Source organism: Streptococcus catagoni (genome assembly GCF_011421425.1).
Lineage (GTDB): Bacteria > Bacillota > Bacilli > Lactobacillales > Streptococcaceae > Streptococcus > Streptococcus catagoni.
Genome location: NZ_WPCW01000007.1, coordinates 1 through 25904, shown reverse-complemented (window position 1 = coordinate 25904; position 25904 = coordinate 1). Strand labels below are relative to the sequence as shown.

General features: G+C 37.1%; 21 protein-coding genes. 18 read left to right on the top strand and 3 right to left on the bottom strand.

Features of this window, described 5'->3' with window-relative positions; translation table 11 throughout:
- Positions 1–17: 17 nt before the first annotated feature.
- The 12 genes from HBN42_RS09685 to HBN42_RS09630 all read left to right on the top strand — a co-directional run bounded on the left by HBN42_RS09685 (position 18) and on the right by HBN42_RS09630 (position 14597).
- Positions 18–1244, top strand: a complete 1227-nt coding sequence (locus HBN42_RS09685) for a cysteine desulfurase (RefSeq protein ID WP_165994821.1) — start codon at positions 18–20, stop codon at positions 1242–1244.
- The gene (sufU, locus tag HBN42_RS09680) at positions 1231–1674 is read left to right on the top strand and encodes a Fe-S cluster assembly sulfur transfer protein SufU (RefSeq protein ID WP_165994820.1); all 444 of its coding nucleotides are present in this window, start codon (positions 1231–1233) and stop codon (positions 1672–1674) included. The genes HBN42_RS09685 and sufU overlap by 14 nt, the downstream gene beginning before the upstream one ends.
- A gap of 29 nt (positions 1675–1703) precedes the next feature.
- Entirely contained in the window at positions 1704–3122 is a 1419-nt protein-coding gene (gene sufB / locus HBN42_RS09675; protein WP_165994819.1) for a Fe-S cluster assembly protein SufB, read from the top strand.
- A gap of 198 nt (positions 3123–3320) precedes the next feature.
- A complete protein-coding gene (secY2, locus tag HBN42_RS09670) occupies positions 3321–4565 on the top strand; it encodes an accessory Sec system protein translocase subunit SecY2 (protein WP_165994818.1) in 1245 nt (414 codons plus the stop codon).
- A gap of 24 nt (positions 4566–4589) precedes the next feature.
- The gene (gene asp1, locus HBN42_RS09665; RefSeq protein WP_165994817.1) at positions 4590–6146 is read left to right on the top strand and encodes an accessory Sec system protein Asp1; all 1557 of its coding nucleotides are present in this window, start codon (positions 4590–4592) and stop codon (positions 6144–6146) included.
- Between the two features lie 4 nt (positions 6147–6150).
- Positions 6151–7686, top strand: coding sequence for an accessory Sec system protein Asp2 (gene asp2 / locus HBN42_RS09660; RefSeq protein WP_165994816.1), 1536 nt, complete (start codon positions 6151–6153; stop codon positions 7684–7686).
- A complete protein-coding gene (asp3, locus tag HBN42_RS09655) occupies positions 7686–8705 on the top strand; it encodes an accessory Sec system protein Asp3 (RefSeq protein WP_165994815.1) in 1020 nt (339 codons plus the stop codon). Before asp2 ends, asp3 begins: the two co-directional genes overlap by 1 nt.
- A 13-nt stretch (positions 8706–8718) precedes the next feature.
- Positions 8719–11103 carry an accessory Sec system translocase SecA2 gene (gene secA2 / locus HBN42_RS09650; RefSeq protein ID WP_165994814.1) on the top strand — a complete coding sequence of 795 codons (2385 nt, stop codon included), beginning with the start codon at positions 8719–8721 and terminating at the stop codon, positions 11101–11103.
- A 25-nt stretch (positions 11104–11128) separates the two neighbouring features.
- Positions 11129–12637 (top strand): accessory Sec system glycosyltransferase GtfA, encoded by a 1509-nt coding sequence (gene gtfA / locus HBN42_RS09645; protein ID WP_165994813.1) that lies wholly within the window; start codon positions 11129–11131, stop codon positions 12635–12637.
- Positions 12630–13958: an accessory Sec system glycosylation chaperone GtfB gene (gene gtfB, locus HBN42_RS09640; RefSeq protein ID WP_165994812.1), complete on the top strand. Its 1329-nt coding sequence runs from the start codon at positions 12630–12632 to the stop codon at positions 13956–13958. The genes gtfA and gtfB overlap by 8 nt, the downstream gene beginning before the upstream one ends.
- Positions 13951–14139, top strand: coding sequence for a hypothetical protein (locus HBN42_RS09635; RefSeq protein WP_165994811.1), 189 nt, complete (start codon positions 13951–13953; stop codon positions 14137–14139). Before gtfB ends, HBN42_RS09635 begins: the two co-directional genes overlap by 8 nt.
- A 161-nt stretch (positions 14140–14300) precedes the next feature.
- The gene (locus HBN42_RS09630; protein WP_165994810.1) at positions 14301–14597 is read left to right on the top strand and encodes a KxYKxGKxW signal peptide domain-containing protein; all 297 of its coding nucleotides are present in this window, start codon (positions 14301–14303) and stop codon (positions 14595–14597) included.
- A gap of 247 nt (positions 14598–14844) precedes the next feature.
- Here HBN42_RS09630 and HBN42_RS09625 read toward each other — a convergent pair whose 3' ends face one another.
- The gene (locus HBN42_RS09625) at positions 14845–15030 is read right to left on the bottom strand and encodes a hypothetical protein (RefSeq protein WP_165994809.1); all 186 of its coding nucleotides are present in this window, start codon (positions 15028–15030) and stop codon (positions 14845–14847) included.
- A 315-nt stretch (positions 15031–15345) separates the two neighbouring features.
- Between HBN42_RS09625 and HBN42_RS09620 the strand changes: the two genes are divergently transcribed.
- Complete coding sequence (locus tag HBN42_RS09620) at positions 15346–15645, top strand: hypothetical protein (protein WP_165994808.1); 300 nt, start codon at positions 15346–15348, stop codon at positions 15643–15645.
- A 254-nt stretch (positions 15646–15899) separates the two neighbouring features.
- Here HBN42_RS09620 and HBN42_RS09615 read toward each other — a convergent pair whose 3' ends face one another.
- Positions 15900–17078: a serine hydrolase gene (locus HBN42_RS09615; protein WP_207927441.1), complete on the bottom strand. Its 1179-nt coding sequence runs from the start codon at positions 17076–17078 to the stop codon at positions 15900–15902.
- A 534-nt stretch (positions 17079–17612) separates the two neighbouring features.
- Positions 17613–18854 (bottom strand): D-alanyl-D-alanine carboxypeptidase PBP3, encoded by a 1242-nt coding sequence (pbp3, locus tag HBN42_RS09610; protein ID WP_165994806.1) that lies wholly within the window; start codon positions 18852–18854, stop codon positions 17613–17615.
- 324 nt (positions 18855–19178) lie between these two features.
- Between pbp3 and HBN42_RS09605 the strand changes: the two genes are divergently transcribed.
- The 5 genes from HBN42_RS09605 to HBN42_RS09585 all read left to right on the top strand — a co-directional run bounded on the left by HBN42_RS09605 (position 19179) and on the right by HBN42_RS09585 (position 25656).
- Positions 19179–21158, top strand: coding sequence for a peptide ABC transporter substrate-binding protein (locus HBN42_RS09605; protein WP_165994805.1), 1980 nt, complete (start codon positions 19179–19181; stop codon positions 21156–21158).
- Between the two features lie 68 nt (positions 21159–21226).
- A complete protein-coding gene (locus tag HBN42_RS09600) occupies positions 21227–22726 on the top strand; it encodes an ABC transporter permease (protein WP_165994804.1) in 1500 nt (499 codons plus the stop codon).
- A complete protein-coding gene (oppC, locus tag HBN42_RS09595) occupies positions 22726–23652 on the top strand; it encodes an oligopeptide ABC transporter permease OppC (RefSeq protein WP_165994803.1) in 927 nt (308 codons plus the stop codon). Before HBN42_RS09600 ends, oppC begins: the two co-directional genes overlap by 1 nt.
- 8 nt (positions 23653–23660) lie before the next feature.
- Entirely contained in the window at positions 23661–24731 is a 1071-nt protein-coding gene (locus tag HBN42_RS09590; RefSeq protein ID WP_165994864.1) for an ABC transporter ATP-binding protein, read from the top strand.
- Complete coding sequence (locus HBN42_RS09585) at positions 24724–25656, top strand: ATP-binding cassette domain-containing protein (protein WP_165994802.1); 933 nt, start codon at positions 24724–24726, stop codon at positions 25654–25656. The genes HBN42_RS09590 and HBN42_RS09585 overlap by 8 nt, the downstream gene beginning before the upstream one ends.
- The last annotated feature ends 248 nt before the right edge of the window (positions 25657–25904 follow it).

Here is a 25904-nt window from a genome sequence, read left to right as displayed (position 1 = left end):
GAAAGAAGGACTTACCTGTGCTTGATGCAAAGCAAGTCAAAAAAGATTTTAAGATATTAGATCAAGTGGTTAATGATGAGGCACTCATTTATTTAGACAATGCTGCAACAACGCAAAAGCCCATCCAGGTTTTAGACAAACTCCAAAGTTATTATTTAAAGGATAATGCTAATGTTCACCGTGGGGTCCATACCTTGGCTGAAAGAGCCACCAAAGAATATGAAAATAGTCGACAAAGGGTTGCTAACTTCATCAATGCCAAGCAGACTAAGGAAATCTTATTCACCAGAGGAACAACCACTGCTTTAAATTGGGTAGCTAAATTTGCAGAGACACAATTAGAAGAGGGAGACCAGGTTCTCATATCGGTCATGGAACACCATTCTAATATCATCCCCTGGCAAGAAGCCTGCCGTAAAAAGGGAGCCCAGCTAGTCTATGTCTATTTAAAAGATGGCCAACTGGATCTGTTAGACCTGAAACAAAAACTCTCAAAGAAAACGAAATTTGTCAGTATAGCTCAGGTTTCAAATGTCTTGGGCTGCTTAAACCCCGTTAAGGAAATCGCAGAACTGTCCCATGAGGTGGGTGCCTATATGGTTGTTGACGCAGCACAATCAGTTCCTCATATGTCTGTAGACGTACAGGATTTGGACTGTGACTTTTTAGCCTTTTCTGGTCATAAAATGCTTGGTCCAACTGGTATAGGAGTCTTGTATGGAAAAGAGAAACTATTAAATCTCATGGAACCCTTTGAATTCGGAGGGGAAATGATTGATTTTGTCTATGAACAAGAGTCATCTTGGAAGGAACTGCCTTGGAAATTTGAAGCAGGAACGCCAAATATTGCAGGAGCCATTGGTCTAGCTAGGGCTATTGATTACATTGAAGAGATTGGGATAGAGAAAATCCATGATCATGAAAAGAACTTGGTTTCTTATCTCCTTCCTCAGTTAGAGGCAATTGAAGGCTTGACAGTCTATGGGCCACAAGATCCAGGTCAGCATTTGTCAGTCATAGCCTTTAATATTGAAGGCTTACATCCGCATGATGTGGCAACGGCTCTAGATTATGAAGGGATTGCTGTAAGAGCAGGCCACCATTGTGCCCAGCCTTTGATGCGCTATCTGAAGCTTTCTTCCACGGTTCGAGCAAGTTTTTATCTTTATAATACCAAAGAAGATTGTGACAGCTTAGTTCAAGCAATCATCAAAACGAAGGAGTTTTTTAATGGCACTATCTAAATTGAATAGTTTATATATGGCTGTTGTAGCTGACCACTCTAAGCATCCTCACCATAGAGGAGTCTTAGATGGGGTTGAGGCTGTTCTCCTTAATAATCCAACCTGTGGGGATGTCATTTCTTTGACAGTGGAATTTGATGGTGACATTATTAAAGATATAGCTTTTTCAGGAGATGGTTGCAGTATTTCAATAGCTTCTTCCAGTATGATGACTGATGCTGTTATTGGAAAAAGTAAGGCTCAGGCTTTGGAATTGGCTCACACCTTTTCAGAAATGGTTCAAGGTCAAGAAGATCCTCGCCAAAAAGAATTAGGAGAAGCGGAGCTTTTAGCAGGAGTTGCTAAGTTTCCGCAACGTATTAAATGTTCAACCTTAGCTTGGCATGCTTTAGAAAAAGCTATTGAAAGAAGCCAAAAAAATGAGGAATGATAGGAAGAGATAAGTAGAGGAAGATAGAGATGACTGAAAGCAATGAAAAAGTAGAACCTAAACCAATTGATTTGGGTGACTATCAATTTGGATTTCATGATGATGTCCAACCTGTTTATTCTACAGGAAAAGGGCTTAATGAGGCAGTGGTCAGAGAATTATCAGCAGCTAAAAATGAACCTGAGTGGATGTTGGAATTCAGACTAAAATCCTTGGAAACCTTTAACAAGATGCCCATGCAAAAGTGGGGTGCAGATTTATCAGATATTAACTTTGATGATATTATCTATTATCAAAAGGCCTCTGATAAGCCAGCTAGATCTTGGGATGATGTCCCTGATAAGATCAAGGAAACCTTTGAAAGAATTGGGATTCCACAGGCTGAGCGTGCCTATTTAGCAGGAGCTTCAGCTCAATATGAGTCAGAAGTTGTCTACCATAATATGAAAGATGAATTTGAGAAGTTAGGGATCATCTTTACAGATACAGATTCAGCCTTAAAAGAATATCCAGATTTGTTTAAGCAATACTTTGCCAAGCTGGTTCCGCCAACAGATAATAAGTTGGCTGCTCTTAATTCCGCAGTTTGGTCTGGTGGGACATTCATTTATGTGCCAAAAGGTGTTAAGGTTGATATTCCTCTACAGACCTATTTCCGCATTAATAATGAAAATACAGGCCAATTTGAACGAACATTGATTATTGTTGATGAAGGAGCAAGTGTTCACTATGTTGAAGGCTGTACTGCTCCAACTTATTCTAGTAATAGCTTACATGCAGCCATTGTTGAAATCTTTGCTTTAGATGGCGCCTATATGCGCTATACCACCATCCAAAACTGGTCAGACAATGTTTATAATTTGGTGACCAAACGTGCTCGTGCTCTTAAGGATGCGACAGTGGAATGGGTTGATGGCAATCTTGGGGCAAAAACAACCATGAAGTACCCTTCGGTTTATTTAGATGGACCTGGTGCGCGTGGGACCATGCTTTCTATAGCTTTTGCTAATAAGGGTCAACATCAAGATACCGGAGCTAAGATGATTCACAATGCCCCTCATACCTCCTCATCAATTGTTTCAAAATCAATTGCTAAAGGTGGTGGAAAAGTGGACTACAGGGGTCAGGTTACCTTTAATAAAGAATCTAAAAAATCTGTCTCTCACATTGAATGTGATACCATTTTAATGGATGATATCTCAAAATCAGATACCATTCCCTTTAATGAAATTCACAATTCACAGGTTGCCTTGGAGCATGAAGCTAAGGTTTCAAAAATATCAGAAGAACAACTTTACTATCTAATGAGCAGAGGCTTAAGTGAAAGTGAAGCAACTGAGATGATTGTTATGGGCTTTGTTGAACCTTTTACCAAAGAGTTACCAATGGAATATGCTGTAGAATTGAACCGACTTATTTCTTATGAAATGGAAGGATCAGTAGGCTAAAAACTTTGTTATAGAAGATTTTATGTCGTCACCTAGGGCGGCTTTTTTGTTTATTTTATCTCTTTTCAACTATTTTAATTTTACTCATTAAGCTTAAATAGGCTGGTTTCCATTAAAAAGTCAAACTATTCTTCTTTCTTTATGTTACAATAGAACCATATTTAGAATAGTTCAATGAGATTAGGAGTGGGGAACTGAATGGAAGCTAAAAGGCGAATAGTCAAATCACCTTTGCCTAAAAAGTTGGCCTTTACGAGTGTCATTATTTTGGTTTTTTTAATTGGTCGGCATATACCCTTACCCTTGGTTGACATAGAATCCTATGACACACTGGGTCTGAATCAGGAATTATTATCAGTAGCCAGCTTGATTACAGGGGGAGATTTTTCTCAGGTCTCTCTTTTTACACTGGGACTGGGGCCTTGGATGTCAACAATGATTATTTGGGGATTCTTAGGCAGTTCTAAGAAATTAAATGTTAAAAAGATGTCACAGAGAATCGCTGACAAATGGAAAAAAATCATAATGGTTATGATCAGTCTGGTTCAAGCTTTGGGGCTCATGAGTTTTATGACCTTTCAAAAGGCATTTTTACAGACCAACCGCAGCTTCCTTGTTTTGATCCTTGTATTTGTCACCATAACGGGTTGTTTTGTCATCATGTGGCTTTCCAACTTAAATATTAAATTTGGAATTGGCAGCTCAAGTATTGTCATATTGGTTGGACTTTTATCAACCTTGCCTAACAGGCTCAGCAAATCTTTCCAAGCAGACTTGTTTCACAGTGAGCATCTTTGGGTCTATGGGGTCATTATCATTTTTTGTCTGTTGTCATTAGTTTTGACTGTCTTTTTAGAAAGGGCCGAGTATCGTATTCCTGTAGAGAGGGTAATGATACATAATGATTTTGCCAATAAGTCCTATGTGCCAATAAAGTTAAATGTAGCCGGTGGGATGTCTATTATGTATGGCATGACCTTGCTGGTTTTGCCACAGTATCTGTTTTCTGCCCTAAAGCTGATTTTTCCAGAAAGTAAGTTATTGTCCCTTTTAATCAGTCATTTTCAGTTATCAGAACTCTTTGGGCTATCTGCTTACCTGATCATTCTTTTCTTACTAACCATTGGTTTTGCTCTGGTCAATGTTAAACCGGACCAGCTAACAGAAAATTTACAGGAAATGGGAGACTATATTCACAATGTCAGACCTGGCAGACAGACCTTCTTATTTCTCAATAAAAAAGTAAAGCAAATAGGTGTATTAGGCGGATTGTACACTTGTTTTATCATTGGGGTGCCTCTTGTCTTAGGATACCTCTACCGTTTAGATTCAACTATTTCCACTTTACCTGGGACTACTTTGATTTTAGCAACCCTACTATTTTCAATATTTGATCAAGTAGCTATGCTTAAATTGAATAGGCAGTATAAAGATGTATTATAATTTATAAATGAGAGAGTATAAATCATGTACCATTTTATCCCGGCTTGGTATTCTTCTGAACGTATCTGGTATGATGATACAAGAGAGTGGAGCCAAGGCAAACAATCCTTACAGTTTGATGATACTGTCAATCAAGTAAGAGTATTTAATGAGAATCAGGAAGAAACTGATCTACTAGTTCTCAACTATTGTCCTAACTTAAGATCCTTTTTACACCAAAAGGGTCTTTTAGAAGTATCTTACTGGTCACTTTTTGATCATTTACAAGGGATTAAGGGACATCAATTTGGTCGCTTAAATTGGCGTCAATTTGCCTGGCCTGAAAAGTCAGAGTTTATTTATTCCCCTTTTACAGTCAGTGTTTTTGTTGATGATTTAAGGTATGCTCAAGTTTTATTTGCAGACGGTGGCTATCTTTATAAAATATTTTTATATGATCAGACAAAAGGGACAATCAAAGAAGCTTTGATTTTTGATGATAGGGGCTTTTTATCCAGCATTTTGTATTATAAGGATGGGATAGCTGATCATCAGGATTACTTAGATCAGAGTGGTCAGTGGTGTCTGAGAGAAAGACTGGAGAATGAAGGCTCTACTAAGGACATTAGGATAAATAAAGAAAAACTACCTTCTTTGCAGCAGGAGAATTATCCAAACTGGGATTCCTTGTTAGAAGAAGTTATTGCCAAAAAATTAGGGACTTTCCCTGCTGAAGATCACCTAGTCGTGGCCTCTCACCCTCAACACAATTGTTTCTTTCAAGATTTGGAACAAGATGTTACCTTTTCCTTTTTCCAGGATCGTTTTCCTAAGAGTCAGTTGAATGAGGAGCAACTACAATTAATAGAGACTGCGGCTTTACTGGTCACAGATAATCAGACTAACCTGCAAATGCTAGAGACATTGAGGTCAAAAAGCAGTCAGAAGCCTAATATTATTCAGATCTCACCCTTTGACACACGCTTTGAGTTGGGCTTAAGTGTGCGCCGTAAAGAGCTGATTATTTATCTCTTTATTGACAATCTATCTGATGCAGACTTAGACAATCTTTTGAAGATCATCTTTAAAAAGATGCAGGAAAATCAGTTGATTTCTCTTATCTTAGGCTCTTATCAGGCTAGTAGTCCTAGAAATCAAAAGGTGGCTGAACTACTTGAGCATTATTCAGACACCTACCTTCCTAAAAAAGAACTTGCTATTGAAGAACTCCTACCAGCTAAGGATCATGAAGAAGAGGAGCTTAGGGCTAAGTTAGCAATCATCAAAGAAGAAAATGATCTGGTTATTCTTCTACAAATCTGCCGTCTGATTATTGATCTAGGGCATGAACCGGATTTATTTCACCAAATTGCTGCTATCAGTTCAGGAATTCCCCAAATTAACCAAGTGACATCAGACTATGTCAGTCATAAGGAAAATGGCTATATTATCAAGGATCTTAAGGAAGTAGATGAGGCCCTTACCTACTTTTTTCAAGGTTTATCTCATTGGAATAAGGCCTTGATTTATTCTATTGAAAAAATTGCTGAAAATACTGGTCCAGCCTTACTTGATAAATGGAAAAGCAAGATAGAGGGGTGAGGAAATGCCTGAAAATAAAATAAAAATACTACAAATTGGGCAGGAGAATTGGGAAGAATCCTATTTCATTCCAAGAAATCTGACCTGGCATTACACGCCTATTGACTTCTTTAGGGATCAATTGATCTCAGAAGATGGAGAAAAAGTAGAGCCTTTTCAGGTCATCCTTTTTACAGACTTTGATTTAGGCAGGGAGTCTTTCATAGATTTATTTCCTTTTTCAAGAGCCTACACTGTTTTTTATAACCAAGAAGTCAAAACGATCACCTGCCAAGAGGAGTTTTTCTTCAGTAAGCAAGCCCAACCAATGGATATGACAGAAGTAGACAAGTTGCTCCTTGTCTTATCTAAATTCTTTTTTACGGGCCAGTCTGGATCTAGTGCAGATATGCGTTATATCCAAGTCTGTCCAAAGTTTGTGAAGAAGGTTAGCTATCTTGGAAATAGTTATTTGACCTATAATGAAGACTATGGTCAAGACTTTATGTCCTTGCAAAGCTGGCGTTATAACATACTTTATAGTGCTAATGAGCCTATAGATTTATGGTTAGAATATATTAAAGACCAATCTGTAAAGCTTCAATTAAAGGTCTATAGTTTTCAAGCTGGCTCTTCAGAAGTGATTAAAATAAGAACTTTTACAGAAAAAGACCTGGAACACCAGCTCCACATTGATGATGGCAATGAAAACACTTATTTGTCTGTTGTCTTATTGGTAAAAGGATCAGGTCAGCTTAAAGTTGGGCCTCTTCACCAGCGCCGTTCTCGCTTAAGCTTTGGTCAATTTATAGCTGGTGGTAAGCGTTTGGTTGATGAGAATCGACAAGAATTGATTGCCTACTTTAATCCTGGGGATATGAAGCCGCCTTTGAATGTTTATTTTTCTGGTTACCGTTCTGCCGAAGGTTTCGAAGGCTACTGGATGATGGCAAATATGGGCAATGCTCCCTTTATTTTAATTGGGGATCCGAGGATAGAAGGGGGAGCCTTTTACTTAGGCTCTCAAGACTTGGAAAAACAAGTTCAACTCTTTATTGAAGAAAAACTTAAGGAGCTGGGCTTTGGTCATCATCAATTGATTCTCTCAGGTCTGTCCATGGGAACCTTTGGAGCCTCTTATTATGCAGCGCAGCTCAGACCGCATGCGGTGATTATAGGCAAGCCCTTGTTCTCTTTGGGAAATATTGCTTTGAACGGCTATCGTCTTAGACCAGATGAATTTGGAACGGCTTTTGATATGGTTCATCTTTTAAGGGGTGAACTCTCAGATACAGCCATTCAAGCTGTTAATCAAAAATTTTGGACTGCCTTTGATCAGGCTGATTTTTCACATACCTTATTTGCCATTGCCTATATGAAAAATGATGACTATGATTCTACAGCCTATTATGATTTGCTAGAACATATCAATAGCAAAAATGTTAAGGTGATTTCAAAAGGGATAGAGGGTCGTCATAATGATAATAGTGATTCCATTAACCAATGGTTTCTAAACCAGTATAAAAGGATACTGAAGCTTGATTTTGGGAGGGATTCTTAATGTCAGCATTGACTTTAAAGGGTATATCGATACCGTGGGGACAATTACACAAGGGTAGCTATTTGTATGGTACTGATATTGTTTATCTGCCTGATAATAGGGTCTCCTATCGACAAGATTATCTGCCTGTTGGCACCATTATTCACAGCTGGCATTCAAGAAGTAATTTCCAAGCTGATCGAGATATTCCTTATTTACCCTTACTTATTAAGAATAGAGTCTATCATATCAGCTTATCTCTAGAAACGATGGATCAGAATCCACCTTATTTACGCTTGCGTTTTTTTAATCGGCGTGAGGAAATTTTGGAATATAAGATCATCAAGGAGGGGTCGGGCACTTTTGTCTTTCCAGCGCAAGCCTTTTCCTATCAGGTCGAACTAATCAATGCAGGCTGTCATCACTTTATTTTTGATAGTATCTTTCTGATTGAAGCAAAAGATCATAGAGGACTAGATGTTCAGCCTTATTATCATCAAGTCATAGAAAGACAGTCAGATGGTCTTGATCAGTCTAAGCCTCTTACTCTGATGTTTTTAGAGCATGATAGCGGGTCGGCTGATTTTCAAGTATCTGATTCTGTCCTAGATTATATAGATCCTGCCCTGATCTTTGGGACCATTAGCCTTAATAGCTCTGCTTATTTAAGCGATGATTTTTTGGACTATTGTCAAAAGGAAATAGAGAAGATGAAAGACAGAGGCAAGGAAAAAGCTCTACGTTTCCTTGGTTATGGAGAACGGTCTAATCGTGCAGCAGTTTTCTTGGCCTATATCATGGGTGAAAAGGATGTGCTGATCAGTCAGCCCGTCAGCTTTGAGGGCTTGCAAGTGACAGAAAATCCCAGCATGAAAAAAGGCTATACAAGACTTCAGTCATTCTTATCTGACAAGGACTTCTTATATCAGCTGGCAGACTTGCCCTATTATAGTCAGTTAGGGGACCAATCTCATGACTTCATTGCTGCGCTGGCCGATCCATCAACAAGCTTAAGTGAACTAGTAAAAGATAATCATTAAAGGAGTTCAATCTGTGAGTTTAAAAGAAAAATTCTCCATCAACAAAATCCGTTTGAAACACCTTGAAAAAATACTTAAGAAAGTAAATGCTTTTCAGGATGATTTTGCAAGACTAGGAGATAAAGAATTAAAAGAAAAAACTCAGGAATTTAAAGATAGATTAGCTCAGGGAGAGTCGCTAGATAGCCTCTTGCCAGAAGCCTTTGCTCTTGTCAGAGAAGCCGACAGCCGTGTCCTTGGTCTTTTTCCCTATGATGTGCAGGTGATGGGAGGCATAGCCCTGCATTTTGGTAATATTGCTGAAATGATGACTGGTGAAGGCAAGACCTTGACGGCAACCATGCCTTTATATCTCAATGCTCTTTCAGGTAAGGGTGCCATTCTTGTGACTACAAATGACTACCTTGCCGGACGTGATGGTTTAGAGATGGGAAAGGTCTTTCAATGGCTTGGTTTAAGAGTAGCCATAGGTGTTCCAGAAGATCCCAGTCAAAAGTTGACCGTGGAAGAAAAACGAGCTATTTATGCAGCTGATATCATCTACACAACCCATTATGCTCTGGGATTTGACTATCTGATTCAAAATTTAGCAGAGTCAGCGCAGAAACAGTTTTTAAGGGATTTTCACTATGCCATTGTGGATGAGGTGGATTCGGTCTTACTAGATAGTGCCCAAACACCTTTGATCATATCTGGTTCACCACGTGTGCAATCAAATTATTATGCTGTTGCTGACACCTTCATTACGACCTTAGAAGAAGGAGTGGGCTATAAATATGATGACGATAAGGAAAATGTTTGGTTGACTAATCAGGGAATTGCTGAAGCCGAAAACTTTTTTGGTATAGACTATTTATTTGATCCCAAATATTCAGAAATCGTAAGGCATCTGGTTTTAGCCTTAAAAGCCCACTGTCTTTTTCACCGGGAAGAAGAGTATATTGTTGAAAATGATGAAGTTATCTTGCTTGATGCCATTAGTGGTCGTGTCTTAGAGGGTACCAAGTTGCAAGCAGGACAACATCAGGCAATTGAAGCTAAAGAAGGAGTGAAAAGAACTCCTGAAACAAGAGCAATGGCCAGCATAACCTATCAAAATCTTTTTAAGCTCTTTGCCAAATTAAGTGGTATGACTGGTACTGGTAAGGTTGCAGATGATGAGTTTATTGAGACTTATCGGATGCCTGTGATCACAATTCCAACCAATCGTCCCATTCAGAGGATTGATCAGCCAGATAAAATTTATACAAGTCTACCTGAAAAGATCCTGGCTTCTATGGACTATATCAAGAAGATACACCAAACAGGTCAGCCTATTTTGTTGGTAACAGCGACCGTTGAAATGTCTGAAATTTACTCACACCTGCTCCTTAAAGAAGGCATTGCCCACAGTGTTTTAAATGCCTATAATACAGCCAAAGAAGCTCAAATGATTGCGGAAGCAGGACAAAAAGGCAATCTGACAGTGGTTACAGCCATAGCAGGCCGTGGAACAGATATCAAGTTGGGGAAAGGTGTTGAAGAATTAGGTGGTCTGGCTGTGATTGGGACTGAAAGAATGTCCAGCAAACGCATTGACTTACAAATGCGAGGCAGGTCAGGTCGTCAAGGAGACCCTGGTATGAGCCAGTTCTTCATATCACTTGAAGATCCCTTACTCATTAAGTGGGGACCTTCTTGGCTGATGAATTATTTAAAAAAACAATTACCCAAAATGGATGCCAATCCTCCTAAGGAATTAAGAAATAGGAAATTCCTTAGCCTGATCGAACGTGCTCAAGAAACCAGTGATTCTGCTGGTAGAGAGGCTAGACAAAATGCTGTAGAAATGGACGAGAGTATACAAGTCCAACGTGAACTTGTCTATGGCATGCGTAATCGGCTGATTGCTCAAGATCAATTAGAAGATGTTGATCTGCTGTCTATTTTTGATGAGGTTATCTCTGACTTCTTAGAATCTTCCCCTGATTTAGACGAAGAAAAGCTGAACCGTTTTGTTTACGATAATTTATCCTACCATTTTGATATCCTTGGGGATCTGGATTTAAAAGATTATCAAGCTATCAAGGAAAAACTAAAAGCTATCTTTTTAAATGAGATGGATAAAAAGAATCTGATGTTTCCTAAAAAAGATGACTTTGTTAACTTCCAGAGGATGTCTATTTTAAAAGCTATTGACCAGGCTTGGATTGAGCAGGTCGATTTCTTGCAACAATTTAGGATATTGGTAAGTAGTAGACGGTCTGCCCAAAGGAATACAACTTACGAGTTCCACAAAGAGGCCCTTTATTCTTATCACTTATTGCAAAAAAATATCAGAAATAGCATTATTCGAAACCTTTCATTAAGCATGCTTGCTTATAATAATAAAGGGGAATTGGTTGCCTACTATGCCTAAGTAACGATGACTATTGGAGAGAAATATGACATTATATAATATAAATATGGGGATAGGCTGGGCCAGCAGTGGCGTTGAATATGCTCAAATTTACAGAGCTAAACTCTTACGGATGATTGGTGAAAAAAGCAAATTTATTTTTACTGATCTGATTTTGAATGAAAATATCCAGCATTTAACTGCCAATATTGGTTTTGAAGATCATGAAGTTATCTGGATGTACCACTACTTTACAGATATTAAGTTGTCTAAAACGAGTTATCGGATTTCAGACCTTAAAAAAACCATTCCTGCTCCTATTGAGAAAGAGGAGTTAAATGGCAAGATTTTGCGTCTCTTCTATGACAATGGCAAGAAGTTTGTCACCTGTTATCTGACGAGAGAAGGAGAAGATCTGCTTGATAGGGCGGAATTTGTTTCCAATGGTTTTTTGATTAGAAAGGACTATTTTAATTATACAAGGTACTGTTCAGAGTACTTTACTCCTCGTGATAACATGGCTTATCTTTATCAAAGAAGATTTTTTAATGAGGATGGGACGACTGCCTTTGATGAAATCATTGATCAGGGGGAATCTATTTTTCGTTTTCCTGACCAGATTTTTGACAGCAGGCGGGACCTTCTATCTTATTTCTTGAGACGACTGCATTTTACCAAAGATGATATTATCATTGTTGACCGATCAAGTGAAATAGGTCAGTCGCTGATGGAAGAAAAGGGGCAAGCAAAAATTGGCAGTGTGGTTCATGCCGAGCACTACAGTGAAAATGCTGTAACAGAGCATCATATTTTGTGGAACAATTATTATGAATATGAGTTTACACATGCTAATGAGGTTGATTTTTTTATCTGTTCAACTGAGGCGCAAACAAAGACCCTAGCCCAACAATTTCAGAAGTTTCAAGGGATTAGTCCTAAGATTGTCACTATTCCTGTTGGTTCCTTAGATAAACTGAGAAGACCTGAAAAGGCAAGAAAGCCCTACTCCTTGATTACGGCTTCACGCTTAGCCAGTGAAAAACATATCGACTGGCTTATCTTAGCAGTTATTGAAGCTCATAAGGTCATTCCTGATTTAAGCTTAGCTATTTATGGTAAGGGTGGAGAAGAGCAAAAATTAAAGGAATTAATTGAGAAAAATCAAGCAGAAGGCTATATTACTTTAATGGGGCATGCTGATTTAACAGACCTTTATCAGAACTATTCTGCTTACATTGCAGGCTCAACCAGTGAAGGTTTTGGCTTAACACTGATGGAAGCAGTTGGCTCTGGCTTACCAATTATTGGCTTTGGCGTACCTTATGGCAATATAAGCTTTGTAGAAAATGAAAAAAATGGCCTCTTAATTCCAAAGATGCCTTCTGACCAAGTTGATGTAATTGTTAAACAGTTTTCAAGAGCTATCATTAGAATGTATGAAGACTTTGACATTGAAGACTGGCAAGAATATTCCTACAAAATAGCAGAGCATTTTTTAAGTCAAAAAGTAGCCCAGAGTTGGAAATCACTGTTAGAGGAGGTTTCACATGCTTAATATTTTTGATAACTATGATCAATTAACACAGGATTTACATTATTCCTTAGTCATGTCTGCCTATAAGCATCCTACGGTCATCCTAAATGAAACAGGTTTTTTACCAGATTCTCTTACCACGCCTTATGCTTATTTCACAGGTGATGACGTGATTTCAGACAAGCCAGCTAAATTCTTTAACCAAGTTAAGGTGCCTCGTTACTGGGAAATCAAATCAAGCAATCATAATGGGGAGATCTTTGATCAGGAAAGAAAAAAGGCTAATATTTTTTATGCAGAACCCACTCATAAAAGGTTGATTAGGGCTGTAGAATGGCTAGACAAGGATGCCAAGGTTAGACTGGTTGAATTTTATAACAAACACGGTCGTCTCTATGCGCAGAGTGTTTACAATAAGAATCAAGAAGAAGTCTTAAAAACCTACTATGATCAGTCTGGCAGAGAAAAAATTGTTGAAAACTTTGTGACTGGAGATATTATCCTTAATCATAAAAATCAGATCTTTATTTTTAAAAATAAGCTTGATTTCATTTTCTATTTTTTAGAAGAAAAAGACTATAACTTAGACACTATTATCTATAATAGCTTGGCCCTTCCTTTCCAAATTAGCCATAACCTCAAAAAACCTGGTAAAGATATCCTGGTTTGGCAGGAACATTTTCATGGGGCTATTCCTGGGAATATGCAGATTATTATCAATGGGCAAACTGCTCGGAGCCAAAAAATCATTATTCCGGATCCAAAGGACTACCAGGATTTTCTGATTCTAAATGGGGGTCATGCTAATCCTCAGGTCCAACAGCTGGGCTATCTCTATCCCATAAAAGATAGAAAAACTGCTAATAATAAGGCTTTAATACTTACAAATAGTGACCAGATTGAGGGAATTGAGGAGCTAACAAGTCACTTAAGTGAGTTCGATTTTCATATTGCCGCCCTAACAGAAATGTCACCAAAGTTACAAGAACTAGGGCAAAGGGACAATGTTCTTCTGTATCCTAATGTCAATCAAAAAACGCTGAGAGAACTTTGGCAACAAAACTCCTTATACTTAGATATTAACCACGGTAATGAAATACTAGATGGGACAAGAAGGGCTTTTGAAGCCTGTATGCCTATTCTGACATTTGATAATACTTGTCACAATGCAAAATACATTTTAAGAGAAAATTGTTTTAGTGATAATCAAGTTGATCAAATGATTAGAATTATCAAAAAAATTAAAGATCAGACTGTCTTTGATCAGATGGTAGACAAGCAACTCAAGGCTGCTAACCATATAAGTGAAGAAGATTATCGGGAGGTGATTGGACATGTCTAAAAAAAATGATTTCTCTTTTTTAGATGAAGATATAGAAAAAAGGTTAGAGAAAACAAGGGTTAAATTACCAAAAAAAAGCCGTAAAAACAGCAATAAAAGCCCAGTTTATTTCTGGTTGGGAGCTATTATTATCATTAGTCTTCTTGCTGGATTGTTAAATACACTTTTTAGAATTTTTTAAAAATTTGCCTGAAAAAACATTGTTAATCATTGCAATGTTTTTTTGAGAATTGATTGGCAATTTATTTTTTTTATTCATATAATTAAAATAACCTATGGACAATTAATTAGAATGGTCAATCTATTTAAGACTATTCTGCTTATGGGGTTAAGAGAGAGGAAATGAATATGAAAAAGAGTCGCTTTGATTCGGATTTTTTGGTGTTCGAAAATAAGTATGGTGTAAAATTGCACAAGTCAGGGAAAAATTGGATCAAGACGATCTTAGCTTTATTTGGTTTGGCACGCTTGTTTAAAGGCGGGAAAGCAGAAGAACAAATGTATCAAGATACCAAGGATTTTGTATGCCCTGAAAATCGACTATTAAAAGAACTGATAGGAGCAGGACCTTTATTTGGTGGTCTTGCTGTCGGGGGGACAAGGGACAAGCTCAGGAAGTTAATGAGAATTTACCAGTAGCCTCTAATGCTGATTTGATCCTAACTGGTGCAGATTCATCTAGCCCAAGTGCAAGTGCATCTGATACACGTTCAGAGTCAACTAGTATCCTTATTTCAAATAGTCTATCAGTTAGTGAAGCCATTTCTCAAAACCAATCAAGGTCTTTAGTAGAATCGCAATCCTTATCAACAAAACTGTCAATGAGTGACAGTAGCAGTAAGTCAGCTAAGGAAACAATCAGTCTCACTGAGAAATCTATGACAAGTCAGGCCTCAACCAGCCAATCTTTGGCTTCAACTTCTACGTCAGCTTCGACACAAGTGACAGGGGGGTAATCAACCAATATATCGTCTAATAGGCCACTCAATTCTGAAAGTACAAGCCAGTCATCTTCTCTGACGACTATCACTAGTGATAAGGTAACGACATCTTCTTTAACAAGTAATGGCATTAGCAGCTCAGCTATACCGGCATCTTCAAAATATGTTTCTGTTGATAATCAAAGTACTCCTACAAGTATTGGTTTAAGATCCACAAGAAAAACCTTCTTGGTCAAAACCTTAGCCGCAACAGCTCCTAAAACGGAATATCTTATCTATAGTAATACAGTGTCTCAAGGTCAGCTTCAACCTCGGCCTCCACCTCAACCAGTACGTCGACTTCTTTGAGTACGTCAGCCAGTGCCAGTGTGTCAAGTTCATAAAGCACATCAGATAGTTTGAGTACATCAGCAAGTGTTTCAGTAAGCAGCAGTGTCTCAGAAAGTATGTCAGACAGTGCTTCAGAGTCAGTCTCTGAAGCAAGTCGTTTTTCGAATTCACTACCCTTATCGAACTCTATCAGTGATTCGGCTTCTACTGAATCACAAAATTCTAGTTTTTCCCAATCAGAAATAAGGGTTTCATCGGTGATGCACAGTCAGGTTAGCTCTGCTGGAGCAAGAAAGCCCTCTCTTTTACCAAATACCGGTGCTAGTGATCAGTTTGGTCTTTATGACTCAGCTCATTTAGCTCTATTAGCGGCCTTAGGTCTTACGGGCAAAAAACGAGAAGAAGATGAGAAATAATTCTTCATTTTTGGATGACTATATAAAAAGGTCTGGAAAAAATTGTTTCCAGACTCTTTTTTGATTGTGATGATTTTAAAGTGGGAGGAGTGAGAACTGCTAGTTTAGGAAGTCGTGACTAGTGCTACACTTTGTTCGTCAATGATTTTTTATGTTACACGTTTTTCTGAGAAATAGTGACTTGAAAATTGATAAAGGGATCTTATCTCTTTGTCGACCGTAAAAGGCCAGAGCAGGAGCTCTAGCCTTTTAGTTTAGTGTGCGATTGCAAAAAACATTAAAAGAAGTACTAAAACAATAAAAACAGCTAAACAAACAAAGATTAAATTATGGTAATAATCAACGAAAGCTTCAATCTTATGTAAGATAGTCTTTGGTTTTTTAGTCTGATATTTTTTTGCGGAAAGTGTTGGTTTCTCGGAAGTTTTTTTCTTCCCAAAAAGATTAGGGTATTTTTTCTTATTTTCTTTACTCAAATCAGCAAAGCCTTTTTCAGTTAAGGCATTGACAAAGGGATGACGATAAAACTCACCATCTTGGTCAGACCAATCACCTACTCCCATAACGATAGTTATCAATCGCTTACCATTTCTTTGAGCCGTTACCATGGCATTGAAAGCACCGCTAGGACTTGAACCTGTTTTTAGTCCGTCAACACCTTTAAGTCCAAATTTATCTCCTGGTAGTGAATAATTATAGGAATGAAATTCTTCCTGATAAGGCGTTCCAACCATTGTTTTGACAAGAGACTTATTAGTATAGGATAAAATTTTAGGATATTTCTTTAAAAAAGAATAAATCAATTTAGCCAAGTCACGAGCAGTTGTTTGATTTGGGGCTGTCTTATCATAAGATTCAGGATTGTAAAGACCTTTGAAGGCTTGGGCAGCAGCACCACTAGCGTTATAAAAATGCGTATGGGTCATGCCTAGCTCTTTTGCCTTGTCATTAATACGATCAATAAATGCAGAAGCATTATTATTTGAAAGGTAATTGGCTATCATTATGGTTGCAGCATTTGAGGATGGCACAGCAGTCATGGTAATCAAGTCAGAAATAGGATAGTCTACTCCAGCAACAATATTGTTGTTACTGATCTCATATATCTTACTAATAGCTTGATCCGTTTCTGTTGCTTTTACCTTAGTGTTTAATGAGACCTTGCCACTTTTAAGATCCTCAAAGAGCAGATAGAGAGTGAACATTTTTGACATGCTGGCGGGATCTCTAACAGCGTCACTATTATCTTGCCATAAAATATCCCCATTCCCGGCATCAACTACAATAGATGCCTTGGGTTTATTAATATCATTAACTTGAAAGCCGGCTTTTCTTGTAATAGTTAGGATATCTTCGGCTTCTTCAGCGTGAACAATAGAAAAAGGGATAAAGAGAAAAAAGAGTAAAAATAAGAATATGCGTTTTTTGGTCAACGTAAAACTCCTTGACATAAAATTTAAGCCTATTATACCACTAAACTAATACAAAACAAATATTTTTTTAATAAGTATGGTAAAAGATGATAAAAAAACCTATTTAAAGAAGCTCAGCAAGTGATCTACCAGTGATATTTTTGAAGTTTTTTGCTGGCATAGAGCCTAACTTTAGGCATTGTTTGAGCTAGGCCAGTCTATTACTGTTTAGACTGTCGGAGTTTAGACTAGCCAGCTCTTTATTTTTAGAAAGAGACGCCTCGTTTTTTAGCAATAATCTGGAATTTATACTTATTTTTCCCCTGACTTTTTCTCCTACAAAAGAAAAGGCTTCTAAAACATTGGATCAACTATTTTTGTTTCGTTTTTAATTGTCATTTTTTTTAATAAGATTGTATTTTTTGATAGTCATATTCCAGTAAACGATTGCATTCCATAAAGCTTGCAAATTCTTTCAGACGAATTATTGTAGCAAGTAAGCAATGGTCAAAAAAAGAGTAGAGTAAGAAATGGGCAATATTTCTACTCAAACTCTTAAAGTTTCGTATTAACATAAGTCACAAAACGATTCCACCAAACCTTTAAAAAGAAGCTCTTTGGAATATCTTTGTCAGCCTTTAATGGTACTGATGGCGGCTGATTCAAATACCCGCTGCCAATCACGTTTTTATCTTTAAAAATGGCTTTTCCTAAGACTTTATCACTCTTGATAGGAGCTACTAAAGGATCTAAAGTTTGGTGAAATTGGATAGCTTTTTGATTATTATCACCAATCTTCTGTATGATATCAAGATTATTTTTGGCTGCTAAACGGACTGTTTTTTGGGGACTATCGTGAACTGGGAAACGAGTATCCTTGATAAGCTCGTTCTTTGTTATCACTCTGACTTTTTCAAAATGACGCTTCAGATAATTCAGTAACTGGTTAGCAATTTTAAAGTGCTGTAATTCTTTATCCTTACCCTCTTCAGCATTTAGGATAATGGTAATGATATCCATATTTTTTTCATGACTACTAGTGATTAAAGAGGCTCCTCCTTTTTCAGAGATCCCAACAGATAAGCCGTTGGTACCTTCTCTAGCATAGGGCATGCCTTCTAGCAGATAATTATAAGAAAAAATATTTTGCTTAGCGAACTCAGAAGAGGTTTTTTTTGTTATCTCAAGAACCTCTGGATACTCCTTGAGCAGATGTTCTGTAATAATAGCTAATTGGCGCGCGCTCATTTTGTTTTCAGCATCACTATCTGATTTAGGATAGATATTTTTACCTAAAACAGTGTTTGATAGGCCTGTAGCATTAACCAGTTGAACATCCTTAATTCCCCAAGACTGCAACTGCTTTTTCATTAAATCGACAAATAATGGCTCTGTACCAGAAATCTTTTCAGCTAAAGCAATTGCAGGGCTATTAGCATTGGTAACTAGGACGGCATTTAGTAATTCTTTAACAGTGTACTGCCTTGCATCTAAAGGAACATTACTAATAGAGTAATTTGTCGTTAACTCATAGGGATAATTTGAAATTTTAACAGGCGTATCCCACTGTAACTTTCCAGAATGGACTTCTTTATAGACTAAATAGGTTGTTAAAACCTTTGTTAAAGAAGCAATGGGGTACTGTTTTTCAGCATCTTTTTCATATAATATCTTGCCTGTTCCAAGGTCGAAGGCGATAGCGCCCTTGGCTGGTAGAGTGAAGCTTTCCGCATAGGTTATAGTAGTAGGGGGAGAAAAAAATAAGACTGCGAAAAGGCATACAAGTAATCTTTTCATATTTTAAATCCTTAGCTATCTAACTTTTATTTTTTTAATTATACCATATAATAACAGGAAATTTCTTTGAAGCCAGCTTAATAATGAAAGATTGAAACGCTATCATGAGATATTATAGCAATAGGTTAAAATATGAATTCAGCTAGACTCTATAAACTTTGGAACGCTTTCAAATAAACTTTATTCAAAAAATAAATGAAAATGCTAATAAAATAGTCAGATAATTTGTATTCAATATTTTTTTTGAATAAAATTTGTGGTATAATACTTTTAATTAACACATAGATTGTGAATAAGAAAGAAGAAATTTTAGGAGTGATTCTTATGAAAAATGGGAAATGGTTAGCGCTTGTTGGTGTTGCTCTTTTATCGGTTTCTGCCCTGGCAGCTTGTGGTAAAGGTTCAAGCAAAGACAGTAAATCTAAAACTTACAGCTATGTTTATTCGCAAGATCCTGATACTCTGGATTATTTAGTTTCTGGTCGTTCAACAACTAGTGAAATAGTCCAACAAGCAGTTGATGGCTTGCTAGAATATGATCAATATGGCAATCTTATTCCCCTAACGGCTAAAGATTGGACTGTATCTAAGGATGGTTTAACCTATACTTACAAACTTCGTAAAGATGCTAAATGGTATACAGCTGATGGTGAAGAGTATGCAGATGTAACGGCACAAGACTTTGTTACTGGCTTGAAACATGCAGCAGACAAAGATTCTGATGCTTTGTATTTAGTTCAAGATTCTATCAAAGGCTTAAGTGACTATGTTGACGGGAAAAACAAGGATTTCTCAACTGTTGGTGTCAAAGCTCTTGATAAGCATACCGTACAATATACCTTGAAACAGCCTGAAAGTTTTTGGAACTCAAAATTAACTTATGGCGTTTTATCACCAGTTAATGCTGACTTCCTAAAATCAAAAGGAAAAGACTTTGGTAAATCAAATGATGCCTCATCTATCCTTTATAATGGACCTTTCCTTATTTCTGCAATGACAAGTAAATCATCTATTGAGTTTACAAAAAATGAAAACTATTGGGATAAGAAAAATGTTCATTTGGATGCTGTTCAATTAACCTATTATGATGGACAAGACCAAGAGTCACTCTTTAGAAACTTTGACGATGGCGCTTATTCAACAGCACGTCTATTCCCAACAACTCCATCTTATAAAAAAGCAAAGAAAAATTACGGCAAGAGCATTACTTATGGACCACAAAAATCTAATATTTATTATGTAACCTTCAATTTAAACCGTAAAGCTTACGACCACACTAAAAAGACCAATGATAAGCAAAAAGAAGATACTCATAAGGCAATCTTAAACAAGAATTTCCGTCAGGCCTTAACCTTTGGATTTAACAGAATGTCTTATCAAGCTCAATCAGCTGGAGAAGAAGCAGCAAACAAATCTCTTCGAAATGCACTTGTTCCACCAACATTTGTACAAATCAAGGGTGAAGATTTTGGAAAAGTTGTTGAGAAAAATCTAGCAACTTACGGAGATCAATGGAAAGATGTTAATCTAGCAGATGCTCAAGATGGTCTTTATAATAAAGATAAAGCCAAAAAACAATTTGCTAAGGCAAAATCAGAACTAGAAGCACAAGGTGTTCAGTTCCCAATCCACATTGACTTCCCACAAGACCAAACAGCAACAGTATTGATGCAACAAGCGCAATCCATGAAACAATCCATTGAAGACTCTCTTGGTAAAGAGAATGTTGTGATTGATATTAACGAATTGCAAACTGATACCTACAATAATGTAACCTACATGGCTGAATCAACCAGTCAACAGGATTGGGATATGACATCAGCCTCAGGATGGAGTCCAGACTATACCGATCCAGCTTCTTATCTAGATATCTTTAATCCAAACCTTGCTAACGCACAAACTAAGTTTATTGGTATTCAACCTTTGAAAGACCAAGCTGTGGTTTCTGAAGCTGGTTTAGATGAGTTCACACAATTGGTTACAGAGGCTGGCAAAATTACAAATGATAAAGACAAACGCTACGAAGCTTATGCTAAGGCACAAGCCGCACTAGCTGATTCTGCAGTTTATATTCCAACTATAAGTCTAGGTGGTACACCAAGAGTAACTAAAGTTGTACCATTCTCAACTGCCTTTGGTTGGGCTGGAAATAAATCAGATGATCTTTATTACAAATACATGAAATTACAAGATGAACCTGTAACAGCTAAAGATTATGATAAAGCTTTGAAAAAATGGGAAAAAGCCAAAGCAAAATCAAATAAGAAATATGAAGACTCTTTAAAAGATCATATTGAAAAATAATTAGCTAGTTCAATAAGAACTTTCTCGATTGAGAGAAAGTTCTTTTGAACTTATTGATGAGGATAGGAATGAAAAAGTATATATTTGAACGTATTTTAAGATCCTTGATCTCAATCTTATTGGTAACAACGCTGACTTATGTCATTGTCTTCACCTTGGTACCAACAAGTTTGATATTCAAACAGGATCCTAACTACAATAAAATGGTAACGACCCCCGATAAAAAAGACAATTATCGTAATACAGTTTTTAAACGTATGGGGTATATTAATTACTATAATAGTAAAACACTAGCTAGTAAGGCTGAAAAAATTGATCCTTCTGTTACAATTGCGCCCACAAAGGCTAATAAAGCAATCTATCAAAAATACATTAAGTCCTTAGGAAATGGTTGGCAGCTGGGCCAATTTGAAGAAAGCAAAGAATTTTATGCTATCAGAAAGATTCCAATTTATGAACGGGTGTGGAATTTCTTTACAGGTCTTCTTATTATAGATCATCCATGGACTATTCAAGATCCTAAAAATCCAAATCTTGAACGTTACGTTAGACCAGAAATAGATCCTGCTGTTGGGCCAGCACTTGTTGGATCAGGTACTAAACATAAATATTTGATTTACTTTAATGGACAATTTCCTTTTATTCACCAAAATATTGTTCACTTTAACCTAGGAACTTCCTATCCAACCTATGCCAATATCCCAGTTATTCAAGTTATAACTCAAGGGCAAGGACGTAGTCGCTCAGAAGAAACAACCTTCCCTACTGGTATTAAGAAATTTTCACCAATTGATATTTATACTAGAACTTATAGGACTCCAAGTAAGATGGATGCTCGTGATAGAGCTAACTTTGGCAAGGGTGATGCATATACAGCAACGCGAAATAAACATGCTGAACCGTCAATGATTGCCAATTCATTTAAGATTGGTATGATTGGTGTCTTACTGTCCTATGTCTTTGGTTTACCAATAGGAATGTTAATGGCCTACTACAAAGATGGTTTGTTTGATCGCTTTTCTACTGCAACCACAACCTTTATGTTGGCCCTACCTAGTATTGCTCTTATCTATATAGTTCGTTTTTTAGGCTCAAAAATAGGCTTACCAGACACATTTCCATTATTAGGAGCTGGTGATCCCAAGTCCTATGTTCTGCCAGCTGTCATTCTAGGAATTCTAGGGACACCAAATACAGTTGTTTGGTTCCGCCGTTACATCGTGGACTTACAAGGAAGTGATTTTGTCAGATTTGCGCGTGCAAAAGGCTTAACCGAAGCAGAAATTTCTAAAAATCACTTATTTAAACAAGCTATGGTACCAATTGTAAATGGGATACCACAAGCAATTGTGCAGACCATTGCAGGGGCAACCCTTACTGAAACAGTATTTGCCTTTCCAGGAATGGGTAAGATGTTGATTGATGCCATTAAATCTGCCAATAACTCAATGGTTGTTGGATTGGTCTTTATTTTTGCAGTCTTATCAATCCTAGCATTATTGGCTGGTGATATTTTGATGACAATTCTTGATCCACGTATTAAATTATCAAGTAAAGGAGGTAAGTGATGGCAACAATAGATAAAAGTAAATTCGACTCTGTCGAACTAGATAGTTATGCATCTGAAGTTATTGATGCTCCTGCTTACTCCTATTGGAAATCTGTTTTTAGACAGTTTTTTGCACGGAAATCTACTGTTTTAATGTTGGTCATATTAATTGCTATTATTTTAATGAGTTTTGTCTATCCTATCTTTGCCAATTATGATTTTGGTGATGTGAGTAATATCAATGATTTTACTAAACGCTATATATCGCCAAATGCTGAGTATTGGTTTGGTACGGATAAAAACGGTCAGTCGCTCTTTGATGGTGTCTGGTATGGTGCCAGAAATTCCATTTTAATATCTGTGATTGCAACAATTATTAACATGATCCTCGGTGTTGTCATTGGAGGCCTTTGGGGTGTGTCTAAGGCTGTTGATAAGGTTATGATTGAAGTCTATAATGTTATCTCAAACCTACCACAAATGCTTATTATCATAGTATTAACCTACTCTATCGGGGCTGGTTTTTGGAACCTCATCTTCGCCTTTTGTGTGACAGGCTGGATAAACATAGCTTATGCTGTACGTGTACAGGTTTTACGTTACCGTGACCTAGAATATAATTTAGCCAGCCAGACTCTGGGGACACCAACCTATAAGATTGTAACAAAGAACCTCTTACCGCAACTGGTTTCGGTCATTGTGTCAATGGTATCTTTATTATTACCAGCTTATATCTCTTCAGAAGCATTCCTATCATTCTTTGGTTTAGGTTTGCCACTTTCTGAACCGAGCCTAGGACGTTTGATTTCAAACTATTCATCAAATTTGACCACAAATGCTTATCTTTTCTGGATTCCATTAACAACCCTTATCTTAGTATCCCTCCCACTATACATTGTGGGTCAAAACTTAGCGGATGCAAGTGACCCAAGAACACATAGATAGGAGTGAGAATAGTGGAAAAGAAAGAAATTATTTTAAGTGCTAAGAATGTTGTCGTTGAATTTGAGGTTCGTGACCGTGTTTTGACAGCTATCCGTGACATCTCACTTGACCTTCACGAAGGTGAAGTGCTTGCTGTTGTTGGAGAATCAGGTAGTGGTAAGTCTGTCTTGACAAAAACATTTACAGGAATGTTAGAATCTAATGGACGCGTAGCCTCAGGAAGTATCAACTATAGAGGACAAGAACTAACAGATTTTAAAAATCACAAGGATTGGGAAGGTATCCGTGGAGCAAAAATTGCGACCATCTTCCAAGATCCAATGACCAGTTTGGATCCCATTCAAACCATCGGTAGTCAAATTACAGAAGTTATCATAAAACATCAGAAAAAACCAAAATCAGAAGCCAAAAAGCTGGCCATCGATTACATGAATAAAGTTGGTATATCAGAAGCTGAAAAACGTTTTGACGAGTACCCATTCCAATATTCAGGAGGAATGAGACAACGTATCGTTATTGCTATTGCTCTAGCTTGTCGACCAGATATTCTGATCTGTGATGAACCAACAACTGCACTTGATGTAACCATTCAGGCTCAGATTATTGATCTCCTAAAAGATCTCCAAAAAGAATATAAATTTACCATCATCTTTATCACCCATGACTTAGGCGTGGTTGCAAGTATTGCAACAAATGTAGCTGTAATGTATGCCGGTGAAATTGTTGAATATGGTACTGTTGAGGATGTTTTTTATGATCCAAGACATCCTTATACCTGGAGTCTTCTTTCAAGTCTCCCTCAACTTGCAGATGAAAAAGGTGTTCTATTTTCTATCCCAGGCACACCACCTTCTCTATATAAACCAATAATAGGTGATGCTTTTGCACCAAGATCACGCTATGCCATGAAAATTGATTTTGAAGAAGCAGTGCCAAGATTTGATATTAATGATAATCATTGGGCTAAAACCTGGTTGCTTCACCCAGAAGCACCCAAAGTGCAAAAACCAGTAGTTATTCAAGATCTACACGAAAAAATTTCAAGTAAACAAATCTATCGGGAGGAAGGAAATGTCTGAGAAATTAGTTGAAGTAAAAGACTTGGAAATTTCCTTCGGTGAAGGAAAGAAAAAATTTGTCGCTGTTAAGAACGCTAATTTTTTCATTAATAGAGGAGAAACTTTCTCCTTGGTTGGTGAATCAGGGAGCGGTAAGACAACAATTGGACGTGCCATTATTGGCTTAAACGACACCAGTTCAGGCGAAATCGTCTATGATGGAAAAGTGATCAGTGGGAAAAAAGGAAAATCAGAAACCAATGAATTAATTCGTAAAATTCAGATGATTTTTCAAGATCCTGCTGCCAGTTTAAATGAACGAGCAACTGTTGATTACATTATTTCCGAAGGTCTCTACAATTTTAAACTCTTTAAAAGTGAAGAAGAGCGCAAAGAAAAAATTAAAAATATGATGAATGAAGTAGGACTTCTTTCAGAACATTTGACCAGATACCCACATGAATTTTCTGGGGGACAACGTCAGCGTATTGGAATTGCAAGAGCTTTAGTAATGGATCCAGAATTTGTCATTGCAGATGAACCTATTTCTGCATTAGATGTTTCGGTTCGAGCACAAGTGTTAAATTTACTCAAACGCATGCAAAAAGAAAAAGGATTGACCTATCTCTTTATTGCACATGATCTGTCCGTTGTGAGGTTTATTTCAGATCGTATTGCGGTTATTCACAAAGGAGTTATTGTTGAAGTTGCAGAAACTGAAGAACTTTTTGTAAATCCAATACACCCTTATACAAAATCACTTTTATCAGCTGTGCCAATTCCTGATCCTAAATTAGAGAGAGCCAAAAAATTGCTGATATATAATGTTGATCAACATGATTATACTGTGGACAAGCCAAGTATGGTTGAAATCACACCAGGACACTTTGTTTGGGCAAACTCAATAGAAGTAGAAAAATATAAAAACGCATTACAAAAAAAATAGGGAGGAAAACTTCCTATTTTTTAGTTTTTAGCTCTTGACAAAGGTATCTATAATGGCTATACTAATAAAGCTGTCAGGAGCCAGTAGCTTAAGAAAGAAAAATAAAAAGCTTAAAAAAAGTAAAAAAGATATTGACAAAGTTAACCGCACCTGATAGAATAAAATAGTTGTCTCGTAAGAGAAACAAGACCTTTGAGAACTGAATAAGACGAACCAAACGTGCAGGGTGATATGATTATGCATATTAC

Bases quoted from the DNA above. Each gene is read 5' to 3' on its own strand.
- asp2 (WP_165994816.1), top strand. From the start codon at position 6,151: ATGCCTGAAAATAAAATAAAAATACTACAAATTGGGCAGGAGAATTGG.
- asp1 (WP_165994817.1), top strand. From the start codon at position 4,590: ATGTACCATTTTATCCCGGCTTGGTATTCTTCTGAACGTATCTGGTAT.
- HBN42_RS09635 (WP_165994811.1), top strand. From the start codon at position 13,951: ATGTCTAAAAAAAATGATTTCTCTTTTTTAGATGAAGATATAGAAAAA.
- HBN42_RS09600 (WP_165994804.1), top strand. From the start codon at position 21,227: ATGAAAAAGTATATATTTGAACGTATTTTAAGATCCTTGATCTCAATC.
- HBN42_RS09605 (WP_165994805.1), top strand. From the start codon at position 19,179: ATGAAAAATGGGAAATGGTTAGCGCTTGTTGGTGTTGCTCTTTTATCG.
- gtfA (WP_165994813.1), top strand. From the start codon at position 11,129: ATGACATTATATAATATAAATATGGGGATAGGCTGGGCCAGCAGTGGC.
- sufU (WP_165994820.1), top strand. From the start codon at position 1,231: ATGGCACTATCTAAATTGAATAGTTTATATATGGCTGTTGTAGCTGAC.
- HBN42_RS09625 (WP_165994809.1), bottom strand. From the start codon at position 15,030: ATGCCATTACTTGTTAAAGAAGATGTCGTTACCTTATCACTAGTGATA.
- sufB (WP_165994819.1), top strand. From the start codon at position 1,704: ATGACTGAAAGCAATGAAAAAGTAGAACCTAAACCAATTGATTTGGGT.
- pbp3 (WP_165994806.1), bottom strand. From the start codon at position 18,854: ATGAAAAGATTACTTGTATGCCTTTTCGCAGTCTTATTTTTTTCTCCC.
- HBN42_RS09585 (WP_165994802.1), top strand. From the start codon at position 24,724: ATGTCTGAGAAATTAGTTGAAGTAAAAGACTTGGAAATTTCCTTCGGT.
- secY2 (WP_165994818.1), top strand. From the start codon at position 3,321: ATGGAAGCTAAAAGGCGAATAGTCAAATCACCTTTGCCTAAAAAGTTG.
- HBN42_RS09630 (WP_165994810.1), top strand. From the start codon at position 14,301: ATGAATATGAAAAAGAGTCGCTTTGATTCGGATTTTTTGGTGTTCGAA.
- oppC (WP_165994803.1), top strand. From the start codon at position 22,726: ATGGCAACAATAGATAAAAGTAAATTCGACTCTGTCGAACTAGATAGT.
- gtfB (WP_165994812.1), top strand. From the start codon at position 12,630: ATGCTTAATATTTTTGATAACTATGATCAATTAACACAGGATTTACAT.
- asp3 (WP_165994815.1), top strand. From the start codon at position 7,686: ATGTCAGCATTGACTTTAAAGGGTATATCGATACCGTGGGGACAATTA.
- HBN42_RS09620 (WP_165994808.1), top strand. From the start codon at position 15,346: ATGTCAGACAGTGCTTCAGAGTCAGTCTCTGAAGCAAGTCGTTTTTCG.